This is a genomic window from Duganella sp. GW821-FHT01E12 (genome assembly GCF_059422325.1).
Map to the genome: position 1 here is coordinate 82082 of NZ_JBWKWR010000001.1, position 18640 is coordinate 100721.

Genomic DNA, 18640 nt, shown 5'->3' on the forward strand with positions numbered 1-18640 from the left:
GAGGTTCCCATGAATACCGATGCACTGATCGCCGCCCTGCAAACCCACAACCAGGAGCGCGACCCACAACTGCTGCGCATGAAATACCGCAAGATGGCGCAGAGCGCCTTCCTGTTCCTGCGCGGCGCCGACCACCTGTTTTACGACGAGCTGCTGCCGGACCAGCCGCTGTTCCGCAAGGCGCCGCTGGCCTGGAGCTGCGGCGACCTGCACCTGGAAAACTTCGGCAGCTACAAGGGCGACAACCGCCAGGTCTATTTCGATATCAACGATTTCGACGAGGCAGCGCTGGCGCCGGCCAGCTGGGACCTGGTGCGCCTGCTCGCCAGCATCCAGTGCGGCGCCGACGCGCTGCGCGTGTCGGCCAACGAGGCGGCCGCGCTGAGCGCCCGCTGCCTGGACGCCTACCGCGCCGCGCTGGCCGCCGGCAAGCCGCGCTGGGTCGAGCGCGAAACCAGCGTGGGCCTGATCAGGGACCTGCTGTGCGATCTTCAGGACCGCAAGCGCGTCGACTTCCTCGACAAGCGCACCACGCGCAAAGGCCAGCGCCGCAGCCTGAACCTCGACGGCGAGAAGGCGCTGCCGCTGCTGCCGGGCCAGCGCGAGCTGCTGGAGGCCTTCCTGCCGCGCTTCGCCGCGCAGCAGGAGCAGCCGGCGTTCTACACCATGCTGGACGCGGCGCGCCGCATCGCCGGCACCGGCAGCCTGGGCTTGATGCGCTTTGTGGTGCTGGTCGAAGGCAAGGGGTCGCCGGACGGGAACTATCTGCTCGACATCAAGGAATGCAAGCCGTCGGCGCTGGCGCCGCGCCTGGCCGCGTGGAAGATCAAGCAGCCGGCGTGGCCGGACCAGGCCAGCCGCGTGGTGACGGCGCAGCAGCGCATGCAGGCGGTCGACCACGCCTTCCTGCACGCGGTCGCGCTGGACGGCCGCTCGTGCGTGCTGCGCGGGCTGCAGCCGTCGGAGGACCGGGTGGCGCTCGATGCGTGGGGCAAGAAGCTGAGCCGGCTGGAGGAAGTGATCGCCACCATGGGCTGCAACCTGGCGTGGGATCAGTTGCGCGCGGCGGGCCGGGGCGGCGCGGCCGGCGCGGACGAGCTGATCGCCCACGGCCGCGACGACGGCTGGCGCCTGACTATGCTCAACGCCGCCGCCGCCATGACCGAGCAGACGCAAGCCCAGTGGCGGGCCTGCAAGGCGTGGCTGGGCAGCTGGTGATCAGCCCCACGGCGTGTAGTTGAAGCCGTTGCCGATGACCTGCGCGACGTGGGCGACGTTTTCCGTGCTTTCGCTGATGGCCGCCAGCACCGCCGCGCGCGAGGCGCCGTCGTGCAGCGCGCCGGTCCAGAAATCGCTGCCGGCCGGCAGCGGATCGCGCCCCAGCACGTTGTGGAACACCTGCTTGACGAAATCGCCGTCGCTGGCCGCGGTGCCGTACAGCCTGGCGAATTCCGGACTTTGCACGAACTGGTCTGCGATCGCCGTCAGGCTGGCGCCGTGATCCATGGCCGACATCCAGAAGCCGGCGCCGCTGGCGGCCGGCGCGCGGTGGAACGCGGCCTGGTACAGCCGGTACACCTGGCCGCCGACGCCGTCGACGTCGAGCGCCACCGCATGGTCGGTAAACAGCAGGCGCTCCACGTTCTGCAGCGTGTCGCCGGCGTTGCCGCTCCAGTAGTCGCGCACCGTCACCTTGCCGCTGGCGTCGCGGCTGATGGACAGGTTGGATCCGGTGCCGTCGTAGTACACCGTGTCGAGGCCGGCGCCGCCGTCGAGCGACAGGCCCTTGGCCGCGCCCACCAGGTAGTCGTTGCCGGCGGTGCCCGCGGTCACCGCCGGCAGCGTGGTGAAGGTGTAGCTCTGCGCGGCCGCCTTGTTGCCGGCCAGGTCGAGCACGGCGCCCTCGGGCAGCGCGACGGTGTAGCTCATGCCCGGCTTGAGGAAGATGTGCGGATCGATGGTCAGCGTGTGGCCCAGCGCCTTGAACAGCGGCGTGCCGTACCCTGCCGGCACGCTGACGCCGTTGGCGTCCTTGAGCGTGTAGCCGCTGCCGAGCATGATGGCCTCGCTGTAATCGAGCACGATCTTCTGCTGCAGCGGCGTGTTGACGGCGCCGTTCTGCAATGAGCTCGACAGCAATACCGGCGCGCTGGCGTCGCCGCTGGTCAGCGTTTCGCTGACGGTATAGCTGCCGGTCTTGGAGCTGCTGTTGTAGACGCTGAGGAAGTAGTCGCCGGTGCTGGCGGCCAGGTAGGCAATGCGCGGCTCGCCCGCCGCCGCGCTGCTTTGGGCTAGGTAGGAACCGCCGCTCCCCATCAGTACCATGCTGGTCGCGTAGTCGCCGGTATCGAGGCTGCCGCCGCCGCTTTGCGCGCCCTGCAGGTCGAACACGTAGCTGCGGCCGGCCTCCAGGTGCACCTTGATCCAGTCCTGGTCGCCGGGCACGCCCAGCGCGCCCCGCAGCGGCGCGTCCGGGGTCACCAGGGCGGTGGTCTGCGCGTTGGCGCTGAAATCGTCGATGCCCAGCAGCTTGGCGGTCAGCGCATAGCCGCCGGCGACGCCCTGCAGCGACGTGGCCACGGTCAGGTAGTAGTCGCCCGCGTGCGCGGCGTCAAACATCAGGTGCGTCTTGCCGTCGCTGCCGTAGAAGGTGCGGGTGGAGGTGTAGCTGCTGGCGCCGTCGCTGACGCTGACCGAGGCGTAGCTGCTCCAGAGCGTGTCCGCCGTGGCCGACGTGAGCACCAGCTCGTAGCTGGCGCCCTGCAGCGCCGAGAGCTTGAACACGTCGCGGTCGGTGGTCAGCTCCAGCTTGCCGTTGACCGTCACGCCCTCCTGGATCGGGCTGGCGTGCGCCGCGTCGCTGCCGTAGTCGTCGCGCTCGGCCACCTGGGCCTTGACCTGGTAGGTGCCGGCATTGTTCGGCGACGACACCTCGACGAAGTAGGTGCCCTTGGTGGCGGCCTGGTACTGCAGCACCGGCGACGCCGAGTAGTAGCCGCCGGCCTCCGTGGCCAGCAGCTTGCCCTGGGCGTCGTACAGCTTGACCGTGGCGCCCGCGGCCAGCGTGCCGGCGCCCTCGTTGTTGCCGGCCACCCGGAACCAGTAGCTGCCGCCGGCGTTGAGCGTGACCGCAAACCAGTCGCGGTCGCCGCCGCCGGCTTCCAGCTCGCCCTTGGTCGATCCGCCCACCAGCAGCTTGCCGGTGGTGCCGGTGTTGGCCGCGTAGTCGTCGGCGGCGGCGCTGACCGTCACCGAGTAGGGCTGCGCGTCGTTGACCGAATAGCCCGGCGACTGCGACAGATAGTAGGTGCCGGCCACCGTCGGCGTAAAGCTGAAGGCCTTGTAATTGGAGGTCCACGCGGCCTGCCCGCCGTTGGCGTCGGTCAGCCGGCCGCTGAGGTTGTAGCCGTCGTTCTGCGGCAGCGCGATATTGTAGGTCACGCCGGCGTCCAGGTCGATCTGGAACATGTCCACGTCGTCCCGGCTCTGCAGCACGCCGCTGACGGTCTGGCCCAGCGCCAGCGCGGTGGCGCTGGCCATCGTGCCGCCGTGGTCGTCGGCTTCCGACGACAGCGCCTTGAGCGTGTAGGCCTTGCCGCTGAAGTCGGGATAACTGGAACCGACGTCGAGCTTGTAGGTCCCGCTGCTGGCGGCGAGGAAGCGCACCGTCATCGTGCCGTTCACCACGTTCGCGTTGTAGTAGCCGCGATAGGCGCCGCTGGCGTCGCTCACGGACAGGTTGGGCAACTGCCGCGCGTCCGCGTCCATCGACAGGCTCAGCGTATAGACCTGGCCCGCCGTCATGTCCATGGTGAAGCGGTCCACATCGCCCTGATAGTCCAACTTGCCGCTTACCTGGCCCGACAGGTAGAGCGCGCCGGCGCGGCTGTCGTCGCTGGAATAATCGTCGTAGCCCACGTGCATGGTCTGCGCGTACGCGCCCACGGTGCCGCTGGCGGCCAGCTCCAGGTAGTACTCGCCGGACTTGTTCACCACGAACTGCGGCTCGGACTGCAGGCTGGTGACATACTGGCCGTCGGCGTTGTAGATGGTGCGCCGGCTCACCTCCGACAGGCCGGCGCCGCTGCCGTTGTCGAAGCGCACCACCTGGCCCGCATCGGCGTGGAAATGGAACCAGTCCTTGTCGTCGGGCAGCTGGAAGGCGCCGGTCAGCGTCGCCTCCGCGCTCGCCTCGCCGGTGGTGCTGCGGTCGCCGGCAAAGTCGTCGGCGTCGGCCAGCGTCGCCTTGAGCGTGTAGGTCTTGCCGAGCGAGTAATAGCCGTTGAGGGCGCCGACGTAGTAGCTGCCGCTGTGGTCCGCGGTGTAGCCCACCTGCGGGCCGTGGCCGCCGGACGGCGAGTACCAGCTGGAGGCCAGCGGCACGCTGTCGCCGTTGTACACCATGAGCGTGCTGCCGGAGAAGTCGGTCAAGGTGCCGCCGCCATCCAGTTGGCCGGTCATCTGGAACAGGTAGCTGGTGCCGGCCGTCAGCGTGATCTTGAACCAGTCGGCATCGCCGTTGGAGTCAACGCTGCCTTTGGCGCTGCCGCCGACGCCGAGGCGGCCGGTGGTGGAGATGTCGGAGCTGTAGTCGTCGGCCATGATGCGCAATAGTGTGAGATTTCGGGATGTAACATAATACTAAGATTTCTCAAGGGAAAACTATTCAATTGTCACGTGCGGGCCTGCCAGGTGCTCCCAGAAGCCGGCGCCGCTGGCGGCCGGCGCGCGGTGGAACGCGGCCTGGTATAGCCGGTACACCTGGCCGCCGACGCCGTCGACGTCGAGCGCCAGCGCGTGGTCGGTGAACAGCAGGCGCTCCACGTTCTGCAGCGTGTTGCCGGCCAGGTCGAGCACGGCGCCCTCGGGCAGCGCGACGGTATGCCCGGCTTGAGGAAGATGTGCGGATCGATGGTCAGCGTGTGGCCCAGCACCGTCAGCACCGACTGGTGGTACGCTTCCGCCAGGTCGACGCCGTCGGCGTCCTTGAGCGTGCCGCCGCTGCCAAGCATGATGGCCTCGCTGTAATCGAGCACGATCTTCTGCCGCAGCGGCGTGTTGACGGCGCCGCTCTGCAAGGAGCTCGACGTCAGCACCGGCGCGCTGACGTCGCCGCTGGTGAGCGTTTCGTTGACGGTATAGCTGCCGGTGAGCCCGCCGTTGACATGCACGTCGACGAAGTAGTCGCCGCTGGCGCTGGCGTGGTAGAAAATGCGCGGTTCGCCGACCGCCGGGCTGCTGTAGCCGGCGTTGCTGCCGTCGGCCATCCACAGATTGATGGCGGGCGAGTGGTCGGCGGTGTCGAGCGTGCCGCCGCCGGCCTGCAGGTGGACCTTGAACCAGTCCTGGTCGCCGGCCGCGCCGATCACCCCGTGCGCCGGCTCCAGGCGGCCAGTGGTGGTGTAGTCGGAGCGGAAATCGTCGGCCATGGCGTGAATCGATTGAAAATTTTTGGTATGCCAACATCCCAATGTTTCCCATGGGGAAAACTATTCAACTATCACGCGTCAGCACCCCCTGCGCCAGCCAGTGCTGCAGATAGCCCGCCAGCGCCAGCAGCGCTTCCTCGCCGGCGGCCGCGCACACCTCGCCGAAGGTCGCGCCTTCTGCGATGCGGTACAGCGCGTCGGCCTCCAGCGGCGGCAGCGAGCGGAAGCGCGGCTGTTCGTCCTGGCGCCACACCAGCCAGTGGCCGGCGCCGGCGGCCTGCTCCGGCGGCGGCGGCTCGGCGCCGGCAGCCAGCGCCTGCCACAGCGCGACCGCGTTCCAGCGCATCTCCAGCAGATGCACCGACGGGTGCAGGCCGAAGCGCAGATCGCCCCACGCTTCGGGCGCTAGCGCCGCCAGGTCGGCGGCGGCCAGCGGCGCGGCGTCTTGCGCGTCGAAGGCCAGGCTGAGCGACCATTCCAGCTCCGCCAGTTCGGCGATGAAGGGATAGTCCGCCAGCACCAGCGCCGCGTGCGCGGCCAGGCCGCCGCCGAACCAGCGCAAGTTGGCGTGCTGCGACGGCTGCGCGGCGATGTAGCTGTCGGCCAGTCCGGCGAACATGTCGTCGCCGAGGTAGGTCCAGGTCTTGTCGTAGGCCTCGCACAGCGCCTGCCGCAGGCGGCTGCGGTAGGCGCGGTGGTAGATCGCCAGCCGCGACGCGGCGCTCAGGCCGTACTGCTCGCGCACGGCGGCGTGGATGGCGCCCGGCGCGTCGTCGGCCAGGATGTAGCGCTGGAACTCGCGCTGGACTTGATCGACCGTGTTCACAGGGCCTCCGCCAGCGTGCGCGCGCGGCGCAGCTCGGCCGACAGTTCGGCCAGCGGCGGGATGCGGTCGTCGCGCTCGATCATCGTCGCCACCTTGCCGAAGCGGCGCAAGGCCTGCGCGTACAGGGCCCATACCGGATCGGCCACCGCCTGGTCGTGGGTGTCGATGATGCAGCCTTGCTGCACGCTGTGGCCGGCCAGGTGGATCTGCTGCACGCGCCGCGCCGGCAGCGCGTCCAGATAGGCGATCGGGTTGAAGCCGTGATTGACGCTGCTGACGTAGACGTTGTTCACGTCCAGCAGGATCAGGCTGTCGGACTGCTCGGCCACGGCGGCCACGAAGTCCCATTCCTGCAGGGTGTCCGCCTCGAAGGACAGATAGCTCGACACATTCTCCAGCAACAGCGGGCGTTCCAGGTAGTCCTGCACGCGCCGCACGTTGCGCGCGACGATCGCCACGGCCTCCTCGGTGTAGGGCAGCGGGAACAGGTCGTGCATGTTGGCGCCGTGCGTGCCGGTCCAGCACAAATGGTCGGACACCCACAGCGGCTCGACGCGCCGCATCAGTTTTTTCAGTTCGCGCAGATAATCGTCGGACGGCCCCTGCGGCGTGCCGATCGACATCGACACGCCATGCATGACCATCGGATAGTCGCGGCGGATGCGGTCGAGCATGGCCAGCGGCTTGCCGCCGGGGACCATGTAGTTCTCGGACAGGATCTCGAACCAGTCGATGCCGGTCGCGGCGGGCGGCGTGGCGATGATGTCGGCGTAGTGCGCGGGGCGCAGGCCAAGTCCGTAACCTGGCGACGGCAATGTAGGTGTCATGGTGGGCGCAGCGCCGGCGGTGCCGGCGCGGTAGCGATAAGGGCTGCGGTGATTACTTGTCCAGATCGACAATCTTGCCTTTTTTGGCGAAGCAGGCGCCGGCCTTGGTGGCCAGGAAGCCGTGGCCCTTGCAGGAGTTCTGGCCCTTGCAGGCGTTTTCCGCGGTGGCGCAATCGCTGGTGCCCTTGCAGCTGTTGATGCCGGCGCAGTGCACGGTGTCGTCGGCGCTGACGGTAGAGGTGGCGGCGATGGCCGATGCGGACATGGCCATGGTGGCGACGGTGGCTGCCATGGCGGCGATGCGGGTGATGTGGTTCATGTGATTCTCCAAAAAGGTAGGTTGGGTAGGTGCTGCATGACTCTGTCGCATCGATGGCGCGATTACTTACACACATTTGGAAAATATTTTCTTTTTTGACTTGCATCAAAGTTTTTACTGCGCTGCGTCAATAGACTTGCATTCATTACTTCACAACGACAAAGAGGGTTGAAATGAGCAAGTCTTTAGCAGCAGCAGTATTGGCCACCCTGAGCCTGGTTGCAGGCAGCAGCGCGATGGCGGAAGAAACCCCGTGGCTGGTACGTGTGCGCGCCGTGCACCTGGATACCGCCAATAAATCCGATCCAGTCGGCGGCGTGGGCGCCTCCGACCGCCTGACCGTCAGCAACAAGACCATTCCAGAATTCGACGTCTCCTACTTCTTCTCGCCCAACCTGGCGGCCGAGCTGGTGCTGACCTATCCGCAAAAGCATGACGTGTCGCTGGACGGCGCCAACATCGGCACCTTCAAGCACCTGCCGCCCACGCTGCTGCTGCAATATCACTTCGTGAACAGCACGCCGTTCAAGCCCTACCTGGGCGCCGGCGTGAACTACACCACCATGTCCAAGGTGGATCTGCTGGGCGGCAAGGGCGGCCTGGAACATGACAGCTTCGGCCTGGCGCTGCAAGCGGGCGTCGACTACGCGATCGACAAGAAATGGTCGCTCAACTTCGACGTGAAGAAAGTGCAAATCCGCAGCGATGTCTTCATCAGTGGCGCCAAGGTCAGCCGCGTGAAGGTCGATCCGCTGATGGTAGGCGTTGGTGTTGGCTATCGATTCTAAGCGGACAGCACCGCGGCAGGCGTAAGCGCCGCGGCAGGGCTGCCAGCATGCTGACAGGAACGGGCACTTTGAGAAAGCGGTTTTCTCGAATGCCCGTTTTTTTTTTGCTTCAACGAGAGGAGTATCGCTATGTCATTCGACCACGTCAAAATTGGCACCCGCCTCAGCCTGGGCTTCGGCATCGTGCTGGCGCTGCTGGTGGCCATCGTCGTGCTGGGCCTGAGCTCCATGAACGGCATCGGCAGCCGCACGCAGGACATCATCGACGACAAGAACGTCAAGATGGATGCGGCCAACCGCATGCTCGACAATGTGCGCGGCATCACCCTGTCGCTGACCACCACTCTCGTCGTCGCCAGCATGGAGGAAGTCAACGCCGAGCTGGACAAGATAGCCGCGTCGCGCAAGCGCTACGGCGAGGCGAAAAAAATCCTGCTCGAGCATGTCCGCGACGACAAGGAAAAAGCCATGCTGGCCACGCTGGACGAGTTGCTCAAGACCGGGGCGGCCAAGAACAACAAGGTGATCGCGCTGCGCAAGGAGGGCGAGGTCCAGGAAGCCATGAGCTATCTGACGCAAGTGGCCGGCCCCACCCTGAACGACGTGCAGAAGGCGCTGGACGACATCGTTGCCTACGAAACCGCGCAGACCAAGCAGGCCGGCGACGAGGTCGACGCGGCGCTGCGTACCGCGCAGATCGTGCTGGTGGGCCTGGGCGCGCTGGCGATGGCGATCGGCTGCGCGGTGGGCTGGTTCATCAGCCGCTCGATCACGGTGCCGCTGACGGCTGCGGTGGGCGTGGCCGAGACGGTGGCCTCGGGCGACCTGTCCTCGCACATCGAGGTGCGCACCAGCGACGAGACGGGGCGCCTGCTGGGCGCGCTGCGCTCGATGAACGACAGCCTGCTCAACGTGGTCAACCAGGTGCGCCAGGGCACCGACACCATCGCCACCGCCTCCAACGAAATCGCGGCCGGCAACCTGCACCTGTCGACCCGCACCGAGGAACAGGCCAGCTCGCTGGAGCAGACCGCCTCGTCGATGGAGCAGTTGACCAGCACCGTCAAGCAGAACGCCGACAACGCGCGCCAGGCCAACACGCTGGCGTGCACCGCGTCGGAAGTGGCGACGCGGGGCGGGGCCATCGTCTCGCAGGTGGTCAGCACCATGGGCAACATCAACAGCTCCTCGCGCAAGATCGTCGACATCATCGGCGTGATCGACGGCATCGCCTTCCAGACCAATATTCTGGCGCTGAACGCGGCGGTGGAAGCGGCGCGGGCGGGCGAACAGGGACGGGGCTTCGCGGTGGTGGCGTCCGAGGTGCGCAACCTGGCGCAGCGCAGCGCGGCGGCGGCCAAGGAAATCAAGGAGTTGATCTCGGCCTCGGTGGCCAACGTCGACGACGGCTCGCGGCTGGTCGGCGAGGCCGGGCAGACCATGGGCGACATCGTCGCCAGCATCCACCGGGTGACCGACATCATGGGCGAGATCACCTCGGCCAGCCACGAGCAGACTATGGGCATCGAGCAGATCAACATGGCCATCGCGCAAATGGACGAGGTGACGCAGCAGAACGCGGCGCTGGTGGAACAGGCGGCGGCCGCGTCGCAAAGCATGCAGGAGCAGGCGGCGGCGCTGGCGGCGGTGGTGGGCTTCTTCAAAACCGAGGCGGCCGGCGGAGGCCGCTATAATGGCCGGCAACCGCTCGCACTCACCACCAATGGAACCACGGCCCATGCGCAAGATCCTGATAGTCCTGACCTCCCTGCTGCTGACGGCATGCGTCGACGACTCGGCCTCGTACTACGCGGACGGTAGCACCGGCAACCACGCCTTGACGCTGCACCGCGCACAGAAGCACTTCTGGAGCGGCGACAGCAAGGTCGAGCTGATCATGCAGCGGCTGCCGGACTGCCTGCGCCGCGTGGAGCTGGCCGAGATGCCGGCCGACGAAGTGGAAATCGAACTGCTGTCGAACGGCGACAACGTCTGGACGCTGCGCGCCGGCAAAGAGATGTGGCAGGTTGAAACGCAGAGCTGCACCCAGTACCCCGACGTCAAGGGCGCCGAGGGCGAGCTGATCGGCGTATTCCGGGTGGAAGACAGGAAGCTGGTATTCGAAGCGGCGGTGCTGGAACCCGCCAAATAAAATTGGGGTCAAGTCTGACATTCGGACACGAGCTCGGCCGTAGTGCGCGCACTACGGCCGAGCTCGTGTCCGAATGTCAGACTTGACCCCACGGTTTAGCGCAGGGCGAGGCGGCTGGTGCGCTTGCCGCTGGCGGCGGTTTCGCCATCGAGTTTGAAGCGGCTGACCAACTCGGCCAGACGGCCGGCCTGCTCCTGCATGCTGCCCGCCGCCGCCGCGGCCTGCTCCACCAGCGCGGCGTTCTGCTGCGTCACCGAATCCATCTCCGTGATCGCCATGTTGACGTGGCCGATGCCGGTGCTCTGCTCGCTCGACGCTTCGGTGATCGCCGACATGATCTGCGTTACCCGCGAGACGCTGGCCACCACCTGATCCATCGTCGTGCCGGCTTCGGCCACCAGCGCGCTGCCGGCGCCTATGCTTTCCACCGAGGCGTTGATCAGCTCCTTGATCTCCTTGGCCGCGCCGGCCGAGCGCTGCGCCAGGTTGCGCACCTCGGACGCCACCACCGCGAACCCGCGTCCCTGCTCGCCCGCCCGCGCCGCTTCCACCGCCGCGTTCAGCGCCAGGATATTGGTCTGGAAGGCGATGCCGTCGATCACGCTGATGATGTCGACGATGCGCGTGGCCGAGGCGTTGATGGTGTCCATGGTCTGCACCACCTGCGACACCACGCGGCCGCCCTTCTCCGCCACCGCCGAGGCCGACAGCACCAGCTGGTTGGCCTGCACCGCGTTGTCGGCGTTCTGGTTCACGGTCGAGGTCAACTCCTCCATCGACGCGGCCGTCTCTTCCAGCGAGCTGGCCTGCGATTCGGTGCGCGCCGACAAGTCCATATTGCCCGAGGCGATCTCGCCCGAGGCGGTGGCGATGGTGTCGGCGCTGCGGCGGATTTCGCCGATGGTGTCGGCCAGCCGCGCCTGCATGGACTTCATGCCGTACAGGATGCTGGCGCGATCCGACGCATGGGTCTTGATGTGCGCGCTGAGGTCGCCGCCGGCGATCTGCTGGGCGATTTCGCCCACATATTCCGGATCGCCGCCTATGGTGTGGCGCAAGCTCTTGTTGACCACGCTCACCACCGCCCACAGCAGCAGGCACACCAGCGCCAGCACGCCGGCCGATTTGTACAGCGAGCTGTAGAAGGCGTTGTCGATGTCGTCGATGTAGGCGCCGGTGACCAGGTCCCAGTCCCACTGCGCGTAGTGCACCACGCGGCTCATCTTGGGCACCGGATCCTTGGTGTTGGGCCGGGTCCACGAGTAGCGCACGAAGCCGCCGCCCTCGGGCCGGGCGCCGGCGGCCGCGATGTCGCGGTACAGGTAGACGCCGTTCGGGTCCTTGAAGTCGGCCATGTCCTTGCCGTTGTTTTCCGTCTTGAACGGATTCATCAGCGACCGCGTGCCCTGCGTGATGGTGATGTAGCCGTCCTTGCCGAAGCGCAGCGCCTGGATGCTGGCCATGGCCTGCTTCTGCGCGTCTTCCTTGCTCAGGGCGCCCGAGCTGGCCTTGTCGCCGTACAGCTTGAGGATGCTGAGGCCGGCGTCGTCCAGGTTCATCAGGTCGATCTGGCGTTCCTCGATGCGCACCTCGCGCATCTGCAGGGTCTGGTAAATGAAGATGGCGGTGATGCACAGCAGGCTGCAAATCAGCGGTACCCAGAGCTTCTGTTGGAAGGACAACTTATTCATGGTACAGAGTCTCCGTATTGTCTTGTGGAAACCAGAATACCCGAATTGTGTCCTAGACACTGTCGTTTATTTGCAATATGTGCATCAAAAAAAAGGCGCAACGATGGGCATCGTTGCGCCCGCCTGAAAAACGCGGCCGGGATTTACTGGACGCTGCGGTCCTTGACCGCCTTGGCGGCCAGGCGCGCTTCCACGCCGGGGGTCTTGCCGCGCGCGGCCTGGTAGGCGATGTCGCTGGTGACTTCGTTCTGCTCCAGCGCGCCGGCCTGGATGGCGGCGATGGTTTCCGCCTTCACCTGGGCGCGGGTGACCGTGCTGGCGACCGGCTTGGCGTTGGCGATGTCGGCGGTGACTTCGTTCTGTTCCACAGGGCCCTGGGCGAAAGCCGCGCCGGCGGCCAGCAGCAGGGAAACCGAGGCGAGGATGGATTTGGCGTTCATATGATGCTCCTTGTCAGATTAAGTGTGGCACCCAGTGCTGGGTGCCAACCGGCTTTGTGTCGTCGATGGAGTCATATTAGGATTAATTTTTCAGATATAAAAGCGCAAATATCCGCTTAAACTCATCCGTTTATCCGATGGATCGGCTGTTCTCGCTGTCCAGCACCGCGGTCGAATGGGCGTCGTAACGGCCGCCGGCGGCCGCGCCGGACGGCACCGCCTGCTCCAGCCGCGCCAGGTCCGACGCCGACAGCTGCAGCCGGGTCGAGGCCAGCGCCTCCTCCAGCCGCACGCGGGTGCGGGCGCCCACCAGCGGCACGATGTCCTGCCCCTGCGCCGCCACCCAGGCGATGGCCACCTGCGCCACCGACACGCCCAGCTCGCCCGCGACGGCGCGTAGCTTTTCCACCAGCGCCAGGTTGTGGTCCAGGTTCTCGCCCTGGAAGCGCGGGCTGGCCAGGCCGCGGAAGTCGGCCTCGCCGGCACGCTGCCGGCTCCAGTGGCCGCTGATCAGCCCGCGCGACAGCACACCGTAGGCGGTGATGCCGATGCCCAGCTCGCGGCAGGTCTGCAAGATGCCGTGCTCGATGCCGCGCGAGATCATCGAATACTCGATCTGCAGGTCGGCGATCGGGTGGACCGCGTGGGCGCGGCGCAACGTCTCGCTGCCCACCTCGGACAGGCCGATGTGCTTGACGCGGCCGGCCTTGACCAGCTCGGCGATGGCGCCGACCGTGTCCTCGATCGGCACGTTGGGATCAAGGCGGGCCGGGCGGTAGATGTCGATGTGCTCGACGCCCAGGCGCTTGAGCGAATACGCGGCGAAGTTCTTCAGCGCCACCGGGCGGGTGTCAATGCCGGTCCAGTTGCCGGCCGGGTCGCGCAGCGCGCCGAACTTGACGCTGATCTGCACCCGGTCGCGGCCGCCGGCGGCCAGCGCCTCGGCCAGCAGCAGTTCGTTGTGGCCCATGCCGTAGAAGTCGCCGGTGTCGAGCAGGGTGACGCCGGCGTCCATGGCGGCGCGGATGGTGGCCAGGCTTTCGCCGCGGTCGGCCGGGCCGTACAGGTCGGACATGCCCATCAGGCCCAGGCCCAGCTGGGCCACTTGCGGGCCGGTGCGGCCAAGTTTGCGTGTTTGCATGATGCGTTCTCCAAGGGTGGTTAGCGAGTGGAGCCATTATGCTATTATCGATTCAAGCAATAAATACCGTAAATCCTATTACTTTATTCGACCAGAGATAACAATCATGGACCAGTTCAAGGCCATGCAGATCTTCCAGGCCGTGGCCGACTGCAAGAGCTTCACCCAGGCCGCCGAGCGGCTGGACCTGCCCAAGCCCAGCGTCACCAACGCCGTGCAGGCCATCGAGCAGCAGCTGGGCGTGCGCCTGCTGCAGCGCACCACGCGCAAGGTCAGCCTGACGGTGGAGGGGGCGCAGTACCTGGAGCGCTGCACCGCCCTGCTCAACGACCTCGACAGCCTGAACGGCCTGTTCGCCGGCGACGGCCGCCTGCTCAGCGGCACCGTGCGGATCGACCTGCCGGAGCGGCTGGCCCACCTGTACGTGATCCCGGCGCTGCCGGCGTTCTGCCAGCGCCATCCGCACCTGCAGCTGCGGCTGGGCTCCAACGACCGTTTCGTCGACCTGGTCGGCGAGGGCATAGACTGCGCGGTGCGCGGCGGCACACTGCGCGATTCCACGCTGGTGGCGCGCCGCGTGGCGTCGATGGAACAGGTCAACGTCGCCACGCCGGCCTACCTGGCGCGCCACGGCCGGCCGCAGACGCTGGACGATCTGCGCCGCCACACGGCGGTCAACTTCTTTTCCAGCCAGAGCGGGCGCGACCTCGACTGGGAATATGTCGACGCCGGCGGCGTGGCGCGCACCTTGCCGATGCGCAGCCAGGTGTCGGTCGGCGGCACCGAGGCCTACCTGGCCGCCTGCCTGGCCGGCCTGGGCCTGATCCAGATGCCGCGCCAGAGCCTGGCGCCGCTGCTGGCCTCGGGCGAACTGGAGGAAGTGCTGCCGCAATGGCGGCCGGCGCCGATGCCGCTGAGCATCGTGTACGCGCACAACCGCCACCTGTCGCCGCGCGTGCGGCTGGTGGTCGATTGGCTTGCTAGTGTTCTTGAGCAACAAAATGTGTCAGAATGAGGGATTCCTTCTTAACAATCATTTCCAAATGAGATACCTACTGTCGATGGCGCTGCTGGCGTTGTGCACCGGCCATGGCCAAGCCGCCGCGCCCCGGGCCGGAAAACCGGCCGAGGCGGCGACGCCCCGCATCGACGGCGAACGCCTGCTGGAGCACATCACCGTGCTCGCCTCCGACGAGTTCGAAGGCCGCGCGCCGGGCACCCATGGCGAAACCGTCACCATCGACTACCTGCAGCAGCAGTTCAAGAAAATGGGCCTGGAGCCGGGCAATCCGGACGGCACCTACCTGCAGCCGGTGCCGCTGGTGGCCATTTCCAGCCATCCGACGCTGAGCTATGTCAAGGATGGCCAGAGCAAGCAGCTCACCTTCGGCGACGACTACGTGGCCTGGACCGCGCGCACCGACAAGAAAATCGAAGTCGCCAATTCCGAGCTGGTGTTCGTCGGCTACGGCGTGCAGGCGCCGGAATTCCAATGGGACGACTACAAGGGCGCCGACCTCAAGGGCAAGACCCTGGTCATGCTGATCAACGACCCGCAGCTGCCCGACCCCAAGCATCCCAAGCAACTGGACCCGGCCATGTTCGGCGGCAACGCCACCACCCGCTACGGCCGCTGGAACTACAAATTCGAGATGGCGGCCAAGATGGGCGCGGCCGCCGCGCTGATCGTGCACGAGACCAAGCCGGCCACCTATCCGTACGACGTGGTGCGCAACAGCTGGGGCCGCGAGAATTTCGCCATCAAGAGCAAGACGCCCGACCCGCTGTTCCCGGCCATCCCCGGCTGGCTGCAGGGCGACCGCGCGCGCGAGCTGTTCAAGGCCGCCGGCCAGGACTTCGACGCGCTCAAGCAGCAGGCCCTGTCGCGCGCCTTCAAGCCGGTGCCGCTGGGCGTCAAGCTCAACGTCACGGCGCTGAACGCCTGGCGCGAAGTCGGCTCGCACAACGTGGTGGCGCGCATCCCCGGCTCCGATCCGCAGCTGAAGAACGAAGCGATCGTCTACAGCGCGCACTGGGACCACTTCGGCATCGACGACAGCCTGCCGGGGCCGCGCACGCAGCAGATCTTCCACGGCGCGATGGACAACGCGGCCGGCGTCGCCGCGCTGCTGGAGATCGCGCGCGCCTACAAGGCGCTGCCGGTGGCGCCCAAGCGCACCATCGTGTTCGTGCTGACCACGGCCGAGGAGCGCGGCCTGCTGGGCGCGCAATACTACACGCGCAATCCGGCCTACCCGCTGAACAAGACGCTGCTGAACATCAACGTGGACGGCCTGAACCTGTGGGGGCGCACGCGCGACGTCGAGCTCAGCGGCATGGGCAAGTCCAGCGCCGACGAGCTGGTGACGGCCATCGCGCGCGGCCAGGGGCGCAGCGTGCGGCCGGACAGCAACGCCGACTACGGCAGCTTCTACCGCGGCGACCAGTTCGAGTTCGCCAGGGGCGGGGTGCCGGTGGTGTACCTGCGCAGCAGTTCCAACTTCATCGGCAAGGCAGCCGGCTACGGGCGCGAAAAGCTGCTCAACTACAGCGCCCACCAGTACCACACCGTCAACGACACGGTGCAAGCCAAATGGGACACCAGCGGCGCGCTGGAAGACATCGAGCTGCTGTTCAAAGCCGGCTACCAGGTGGCCCAGGGCAAGGACCGCCCGCAGTGGAAAGACAACGCCGAATTCAAGCGCTGATTTGGGGTCAAGTCTGACATTCGGACACGAGCTCTGCTGAAGATCGTTGGGGTCAAGTCTGACATTCGGACACGGGCTCGGCCGTATCTGGCGGCCGGGACTGCGACGACTTCTGCGTTGCATCAGCGCCGCGCCAGCGCGCAAGCGCTACATTGTGGCGATGGCCCGTCCACTCAGACTCGAATTCCCCGGTGCGCTTTATCACGTCACTTGCCGCGGCAACCGGCGCGAGCGCATCTTTCGCGATCGCGCCGACCGCCTGGCCTGGCTCGCGGAAATCGAACGCGTCTGCGCACGCTTTCATTTTGTCGTCCACGCGTTTTGCCAGATGGCGAATCATTTTCACGTGCTGATCGAGACGCCCGAAGGCAATCTCGGGCAAGGCATGCGTCAGTTGAACAGCGCGTATTCCCAGTACTACAACCGCCGCCACGAGTTGGTCGGCCACGTCATGCAGGGCCGCTATCACGCCATCCTGGTGCAGAAGGAGGGCTATTTGCGCGAACTGGCGCGCTACATCGTTCTGAATCCCGTGCGTGCCGGCATGGCGTGCGCACCCGGCGACTGGGAGTGGAGCAGCTATCGCGCGATGATGGGCGAGGCGCCGGCGGCCGCGTGGCTAGCGACCCATTGGCTGCTGGCCTGCTTCGGCCAAGACCAAATGGCGGCGCGGCTTGCTTACCAGCAGTTCGTCACGGCCGGCATGCGCGCGGAAAGCCCACTCAAGCAGTTGCGCTTCCGGTGCATATTGGGCGACGCCGAATTCATCGCCCGGCACCGGGAATCTGCGAAGGAATCCAGGTCGGCGGAAATCGCCCGGGTGCAGCGGCGCGCGCTGGCCATGTCGCTTGACGAGTATGCATTGCGATACACCCGCGAAATCGCGATGGCCGAGGCCTACCGCTCCACCGCGTTTTCGATGCGGCAAATCGCCGAGCATTTCGGCGTCTCGGTCAAGACGGTGAGCCGCGCCGTCGCCGCTGCCGAACGCGGAGACAACGGCTGAGCACGTGTCCGAATGTCAGACTTGACCCCACCCGAGTTTTTGCAGCTGGGCTTGGTTGCGTTGGTGGTGGGCGTCGGCGCCGGCGCGGGCGATGTCGGCGCGCAGGCCTTCGCGCGCTTGCTCGATGCGGGCGCTGTCTTGCGGCGCCAGTTCCATCAGACTGCTCAGGTAGCTGACGCCCCATTGCAGCCGCGTCGCCGGTCCCACCGCCGCTTGCCAGGCCTTGCCGTACCACGCCAGCACGTCCGCCGTGTCGCCGCGCCGCTTGGCGCTGGCGGCCAGGCTCAACATGAAGTAGTAGGGTGAATGCGAACGCGGCAGTTCGGCCAGCAGCACTTGCTCGGCTTGCGCCGCCAGGCCGGCGTCGTTCAGGGCGCTCACCGCGGTGTTGACCAGTGTGTGCCGTTCGTACGGGTCGCTCGACTCTGCCAGCGCTGCCTCCACCCGCGCGCGCACCTGTTCCTGCAAGCCTTGCGCCGGCGCCAGCAGGCGGCCCAGGCGCATTTGCAGGCGCACCGCCGTCAAGCGGTCTGGCGCGCTGAGCCAGAAGTCGGCGGCCCATTGCGCGGCAGCCGCGCCCAGCGCGGCCACCAGTTCTTCGCGCCGCGTGGCGAACTTGATCAGGTGGATGCCGCTGTTGCCGAGGATGTCCATGTTGGCGCGCGCCAGCCGCGCGTCGGCGAACACCTTCAGCAGCAAGGCGGCGTTGGCTTCGGCGTCGATGTCCTTGCCGGCCGTGGCCAGTTGCGCGTGCAATTGCAGGCGCGCGCCGGCGTCGGCGTCGTCGCAGGCGCGCACCAGCGCCAGCAGCGTCGGCGCCAAGGCGCGCGTGCCCAGCAGGCGGCCTTCGTCGGTGTCCCAGGAATAGTGGCTCAGCAGCGACCATTCGCCGGCGCTGAGCTTGCGCTCGCCGGACAGGGCCGCCGCCAGCGCGGCCGAGGCGCACGAGCCGGCCGCGTGCACGGCCAGCGCGGTGTCGAAGGCGGCGGTGAACAGCTCGCCGTCCAGTTCGCACGGCAGGCGCGTGATTTCGCTGCCGTCCGGCGCGTACAGCACCAGCGTCGGATAGCTGCGCAGTCCGTAATGCGCGCCCAGCGCCTGCGCGCCTACACTGTCGCCGTCGAGGTGGTAGCAGAGCACCGACGACGTGCGCCCGATGAACTCGTCACGCGCGAAAATCTCGGACTTGACCCGGTTGCAGGGCGGGCACCAGACCGCGCCCCAGTACAGGAACAGCGGCCGCTGCTGCGCGGCCGCCAGTGCGAAGGCGGCGTCGAGGCCGCCGTGCTGCCATGCGATCGCCGCCATGCCGA

Annotated in this window: 16 protein-coding genes; 7 read left to right on the forward strand and 9 right to left on the reverse strand. The window is 66.9% G+C overall.

The window, feature by feature from the left end; all coding sequences use genetic code 11:
* Positions 1-9: 9 nt before the first annotated feature.
* Entirely contained in the window at positions 10-1218 is a 1209-nt protein-coding gene (locus AC07WS_RS00325) for a DUF2252 domain-containing protein (RefSeq protein ID WP_494727181.1), read from the forward strand.
* Here the strand turns inward: AC07WS_RS00325 and AC07WS_RS00330 are convergent, their stop codons facing one another.
* The 5 genes from AC07WS_RS00330 to bufA2 all read right to left on the reverse strand — a co-directional run bounded on the left by AC07WS_RS00330 (position 1219) and on the right by bufA2 (position 7401).
* A complete protein-coding gene (locus tag AC07WS_RS00330) occupies positions 1219-4602 on the reverse strand; it encodes a DUF4214 domain-containing protein (protein ID WP_494727182.1) in 3384 nt (1127 codons plus the stop codon).
* Positions 4603-4673: 71 nt separating this feature from the next.
* Positions 4674-5429: an Ig-like domain-containing domain gene (locus AC07WS_RS00335; protein ID WP_494727183.1), complete on the reverse strand. Its 756-nt coding sequence runs from the start codon at positions 5427-5429 to the stop codon at positions 4674-4676.
* Between the two features lie 64 nt (positions 5430-5493).
* Positions 5494-6255, reverse strand: a complete 762-nt coding sequence (locus AC07WS_RS00340) for an HvfC/BufC family peptide modification chaperone (RefSeq protein WP_494727184.1) — start codon at positions 6253-6255, stop codon at positions 5494-5496.
* A complete protein-coding gene (bufB, locus tag AC07WS_RS00345) occupies positions 6252-7082 on the reverse strand; it encodes an MNIO family bufferin maturase (protein WP_494727185.1) in 831 nt (276 codons plus the stop codon). The genes AC07WS_RS00340 and bufB overlap by 4 nt, the downstream gene beginning before the upstream one ends.
* A gap of 52 nt (positions 7083-7134) precedes the next feature.
* Positions 7135-7401, reverse strand: a complete 267-nt coding sequence (gene bufA2 / locus AC07WS_RS00350) for a BufA2 family periplasmic bufferin-type metallophore (RefSeq protein WP_117015655.1) — start codon at positions 7399-7401, stop codon at positions 7135-7137.
* 173 nt (positions 7402-7574) lie between these two features.
* On the opposite strand from bufA2, the gene AC07WS_RS00355 reads away from it, so the two are divergent.
* The 3 genes from AC07WS_RS00355 to AC07WS_RS00365 all read left to right on the forward strand — a co-directional run bounded on the left by AC07WS_RS00355 (position 7575) and on the right by AC07WS_RS00365 (position 10341).
* Positions 7575-8189 carry an OmpW/AlkL family protein gene (locus AC07WS_RS00355; protein WP_494727186.1) on the forward strand — a complete coding sequence of 205 codons (615 nt, stop codon included), beginning with the start codon at positions 7575-7577 and terminating at the stop codon, positions 8187-8189.
* Between the two features lie 129 nt (positions 8190-8318).
* Entirely contained in the window at positions 8319-10010 is a 1692-nt protein-coding gene (locus AC07WS_RS00360; RefSeq protein ID WP_494727187.1) for a methyl-accepting chemotaxis protein, read from the forward strand.
* Entirely contained in the window at positions 9928-10341 is a 414-nt protein-coding gene (locus tag AC07WS_RS00365) for a hypothetical protein (protein WP_494727188.1), read from the forward strand. The genes AC07WS_RS00360 and AC07WS_RS00365 overlap by 83 nt, the downstream gene beginning before the upstream one ends.
* A gap of 95 nt (positions 10342-10436) precedes the next feature.
* Here AC07WS_RS00365 and AC07WS_RS00370 read toward each other — a convergent pair whose 3' ends face one another.
* The 3 genes from AC07WS_RS00370 to AC07WS_RS00380 all read right to left on the reverse strand — a co-directional run bounded on the left by AC07WS_RS00370 (position 10437) and on the right by AC07WS_RS00380 (position 13613).
* Positions 10437-12032: a methyl-accepting chemotaxis protein gene (locus AC07WS_RS00370; protein ID WP_494727189.1), complete on the reverse strand. Its 1596-nt coding sequence runs from the start codon at positions 12030-12032 to the stop codon at positions 10437-10439.
* 143 nt (positions 12033-12175) lie between these two features.
* Entirely contained in the window at positions 12176-12472 is a 297-nt protein-coding gene (locus AC07WS_RS00375) for a DUF4148 domain-containing protein (RefSeq protein WP_494727190.1), read from the reverse strand.
* Positions 12473-12602: 130 nt separating this feature from the next.
* Positions 12603-13613, reverse strand: a complete 1011-nt coding sequence (locus AC07WS_RS00380) for an aldo/keto reductase (RefSeq protein ID WP_494727191.1) — start codon at positions 13611-13613, stop codon at positions 12603-12605.
* Positions 13614-13719: 106 nt separating this feature from the next.
* On the opposite strand from AC07WS_RS00380, the gene AC07WS_RS00385 reads away from it, so the two are divergent.
* From AC07WS_RS00385 to AC07WS_RS00395, 3 genes are all read left to right on the forward strand, one after another.
* Positions 13720-14628 (forward strand): LysR family transcriptional regulator, encoded by a 909-nt coding sequence (locus AC07WS_RS00385; RefSeq protein WP_494727192.1) that lies wholly within the window; start codon positions 13720-13722, stop codon positions 14626-14628.
* Between the two features lie 28 nt (positions 14629-14656).
* Positions 14657-16321 carry a M20/M25/M40 family metallo-hydrolase gene (locus AC07WS_RS00390; protein ID WP_494727193.1) on the forward strand — a complete coding sequence of 555 codons (1665 nt, stop codon included), beginning with the start codon at positions 14657-14659 and terminating at the stop codon, positions 16319-16321.
* 160 nt (positions 16322-16481) lie between these two features.
* Positions 16482-17327 carry an REP-associated tyrosine transposase gene (locus AC07WS_RS00395; protein WP_494727194.1) on the forward strand — a complete coding sequence of 282 codons (846 nt, stop codon included), beginning with the start codon at positions 16482-16484 and terminating at the stop codon, positions 17325-17327.
* Positions 17328-17342: 15 nt separating this feature from the next.
* On the opposite strand, the gene AC07WS_RS00400 is transcribed toward AC07WS_RS00395, so the two are convergent.
* The gene (locus AC07WS_RS00400; protein ID WP_494727195.1) at positions 17343-18635 is read right to left on the reverse strand and encodes a thioredoxin fold domain-containing protein; all 1293 of its coding nucleotides are present in this window, start codon (positions 18633-18635) and stop codon (positions 17343-17345) included.
* Positions 18636-18640 lie beyond the last annotated feature (5 nt).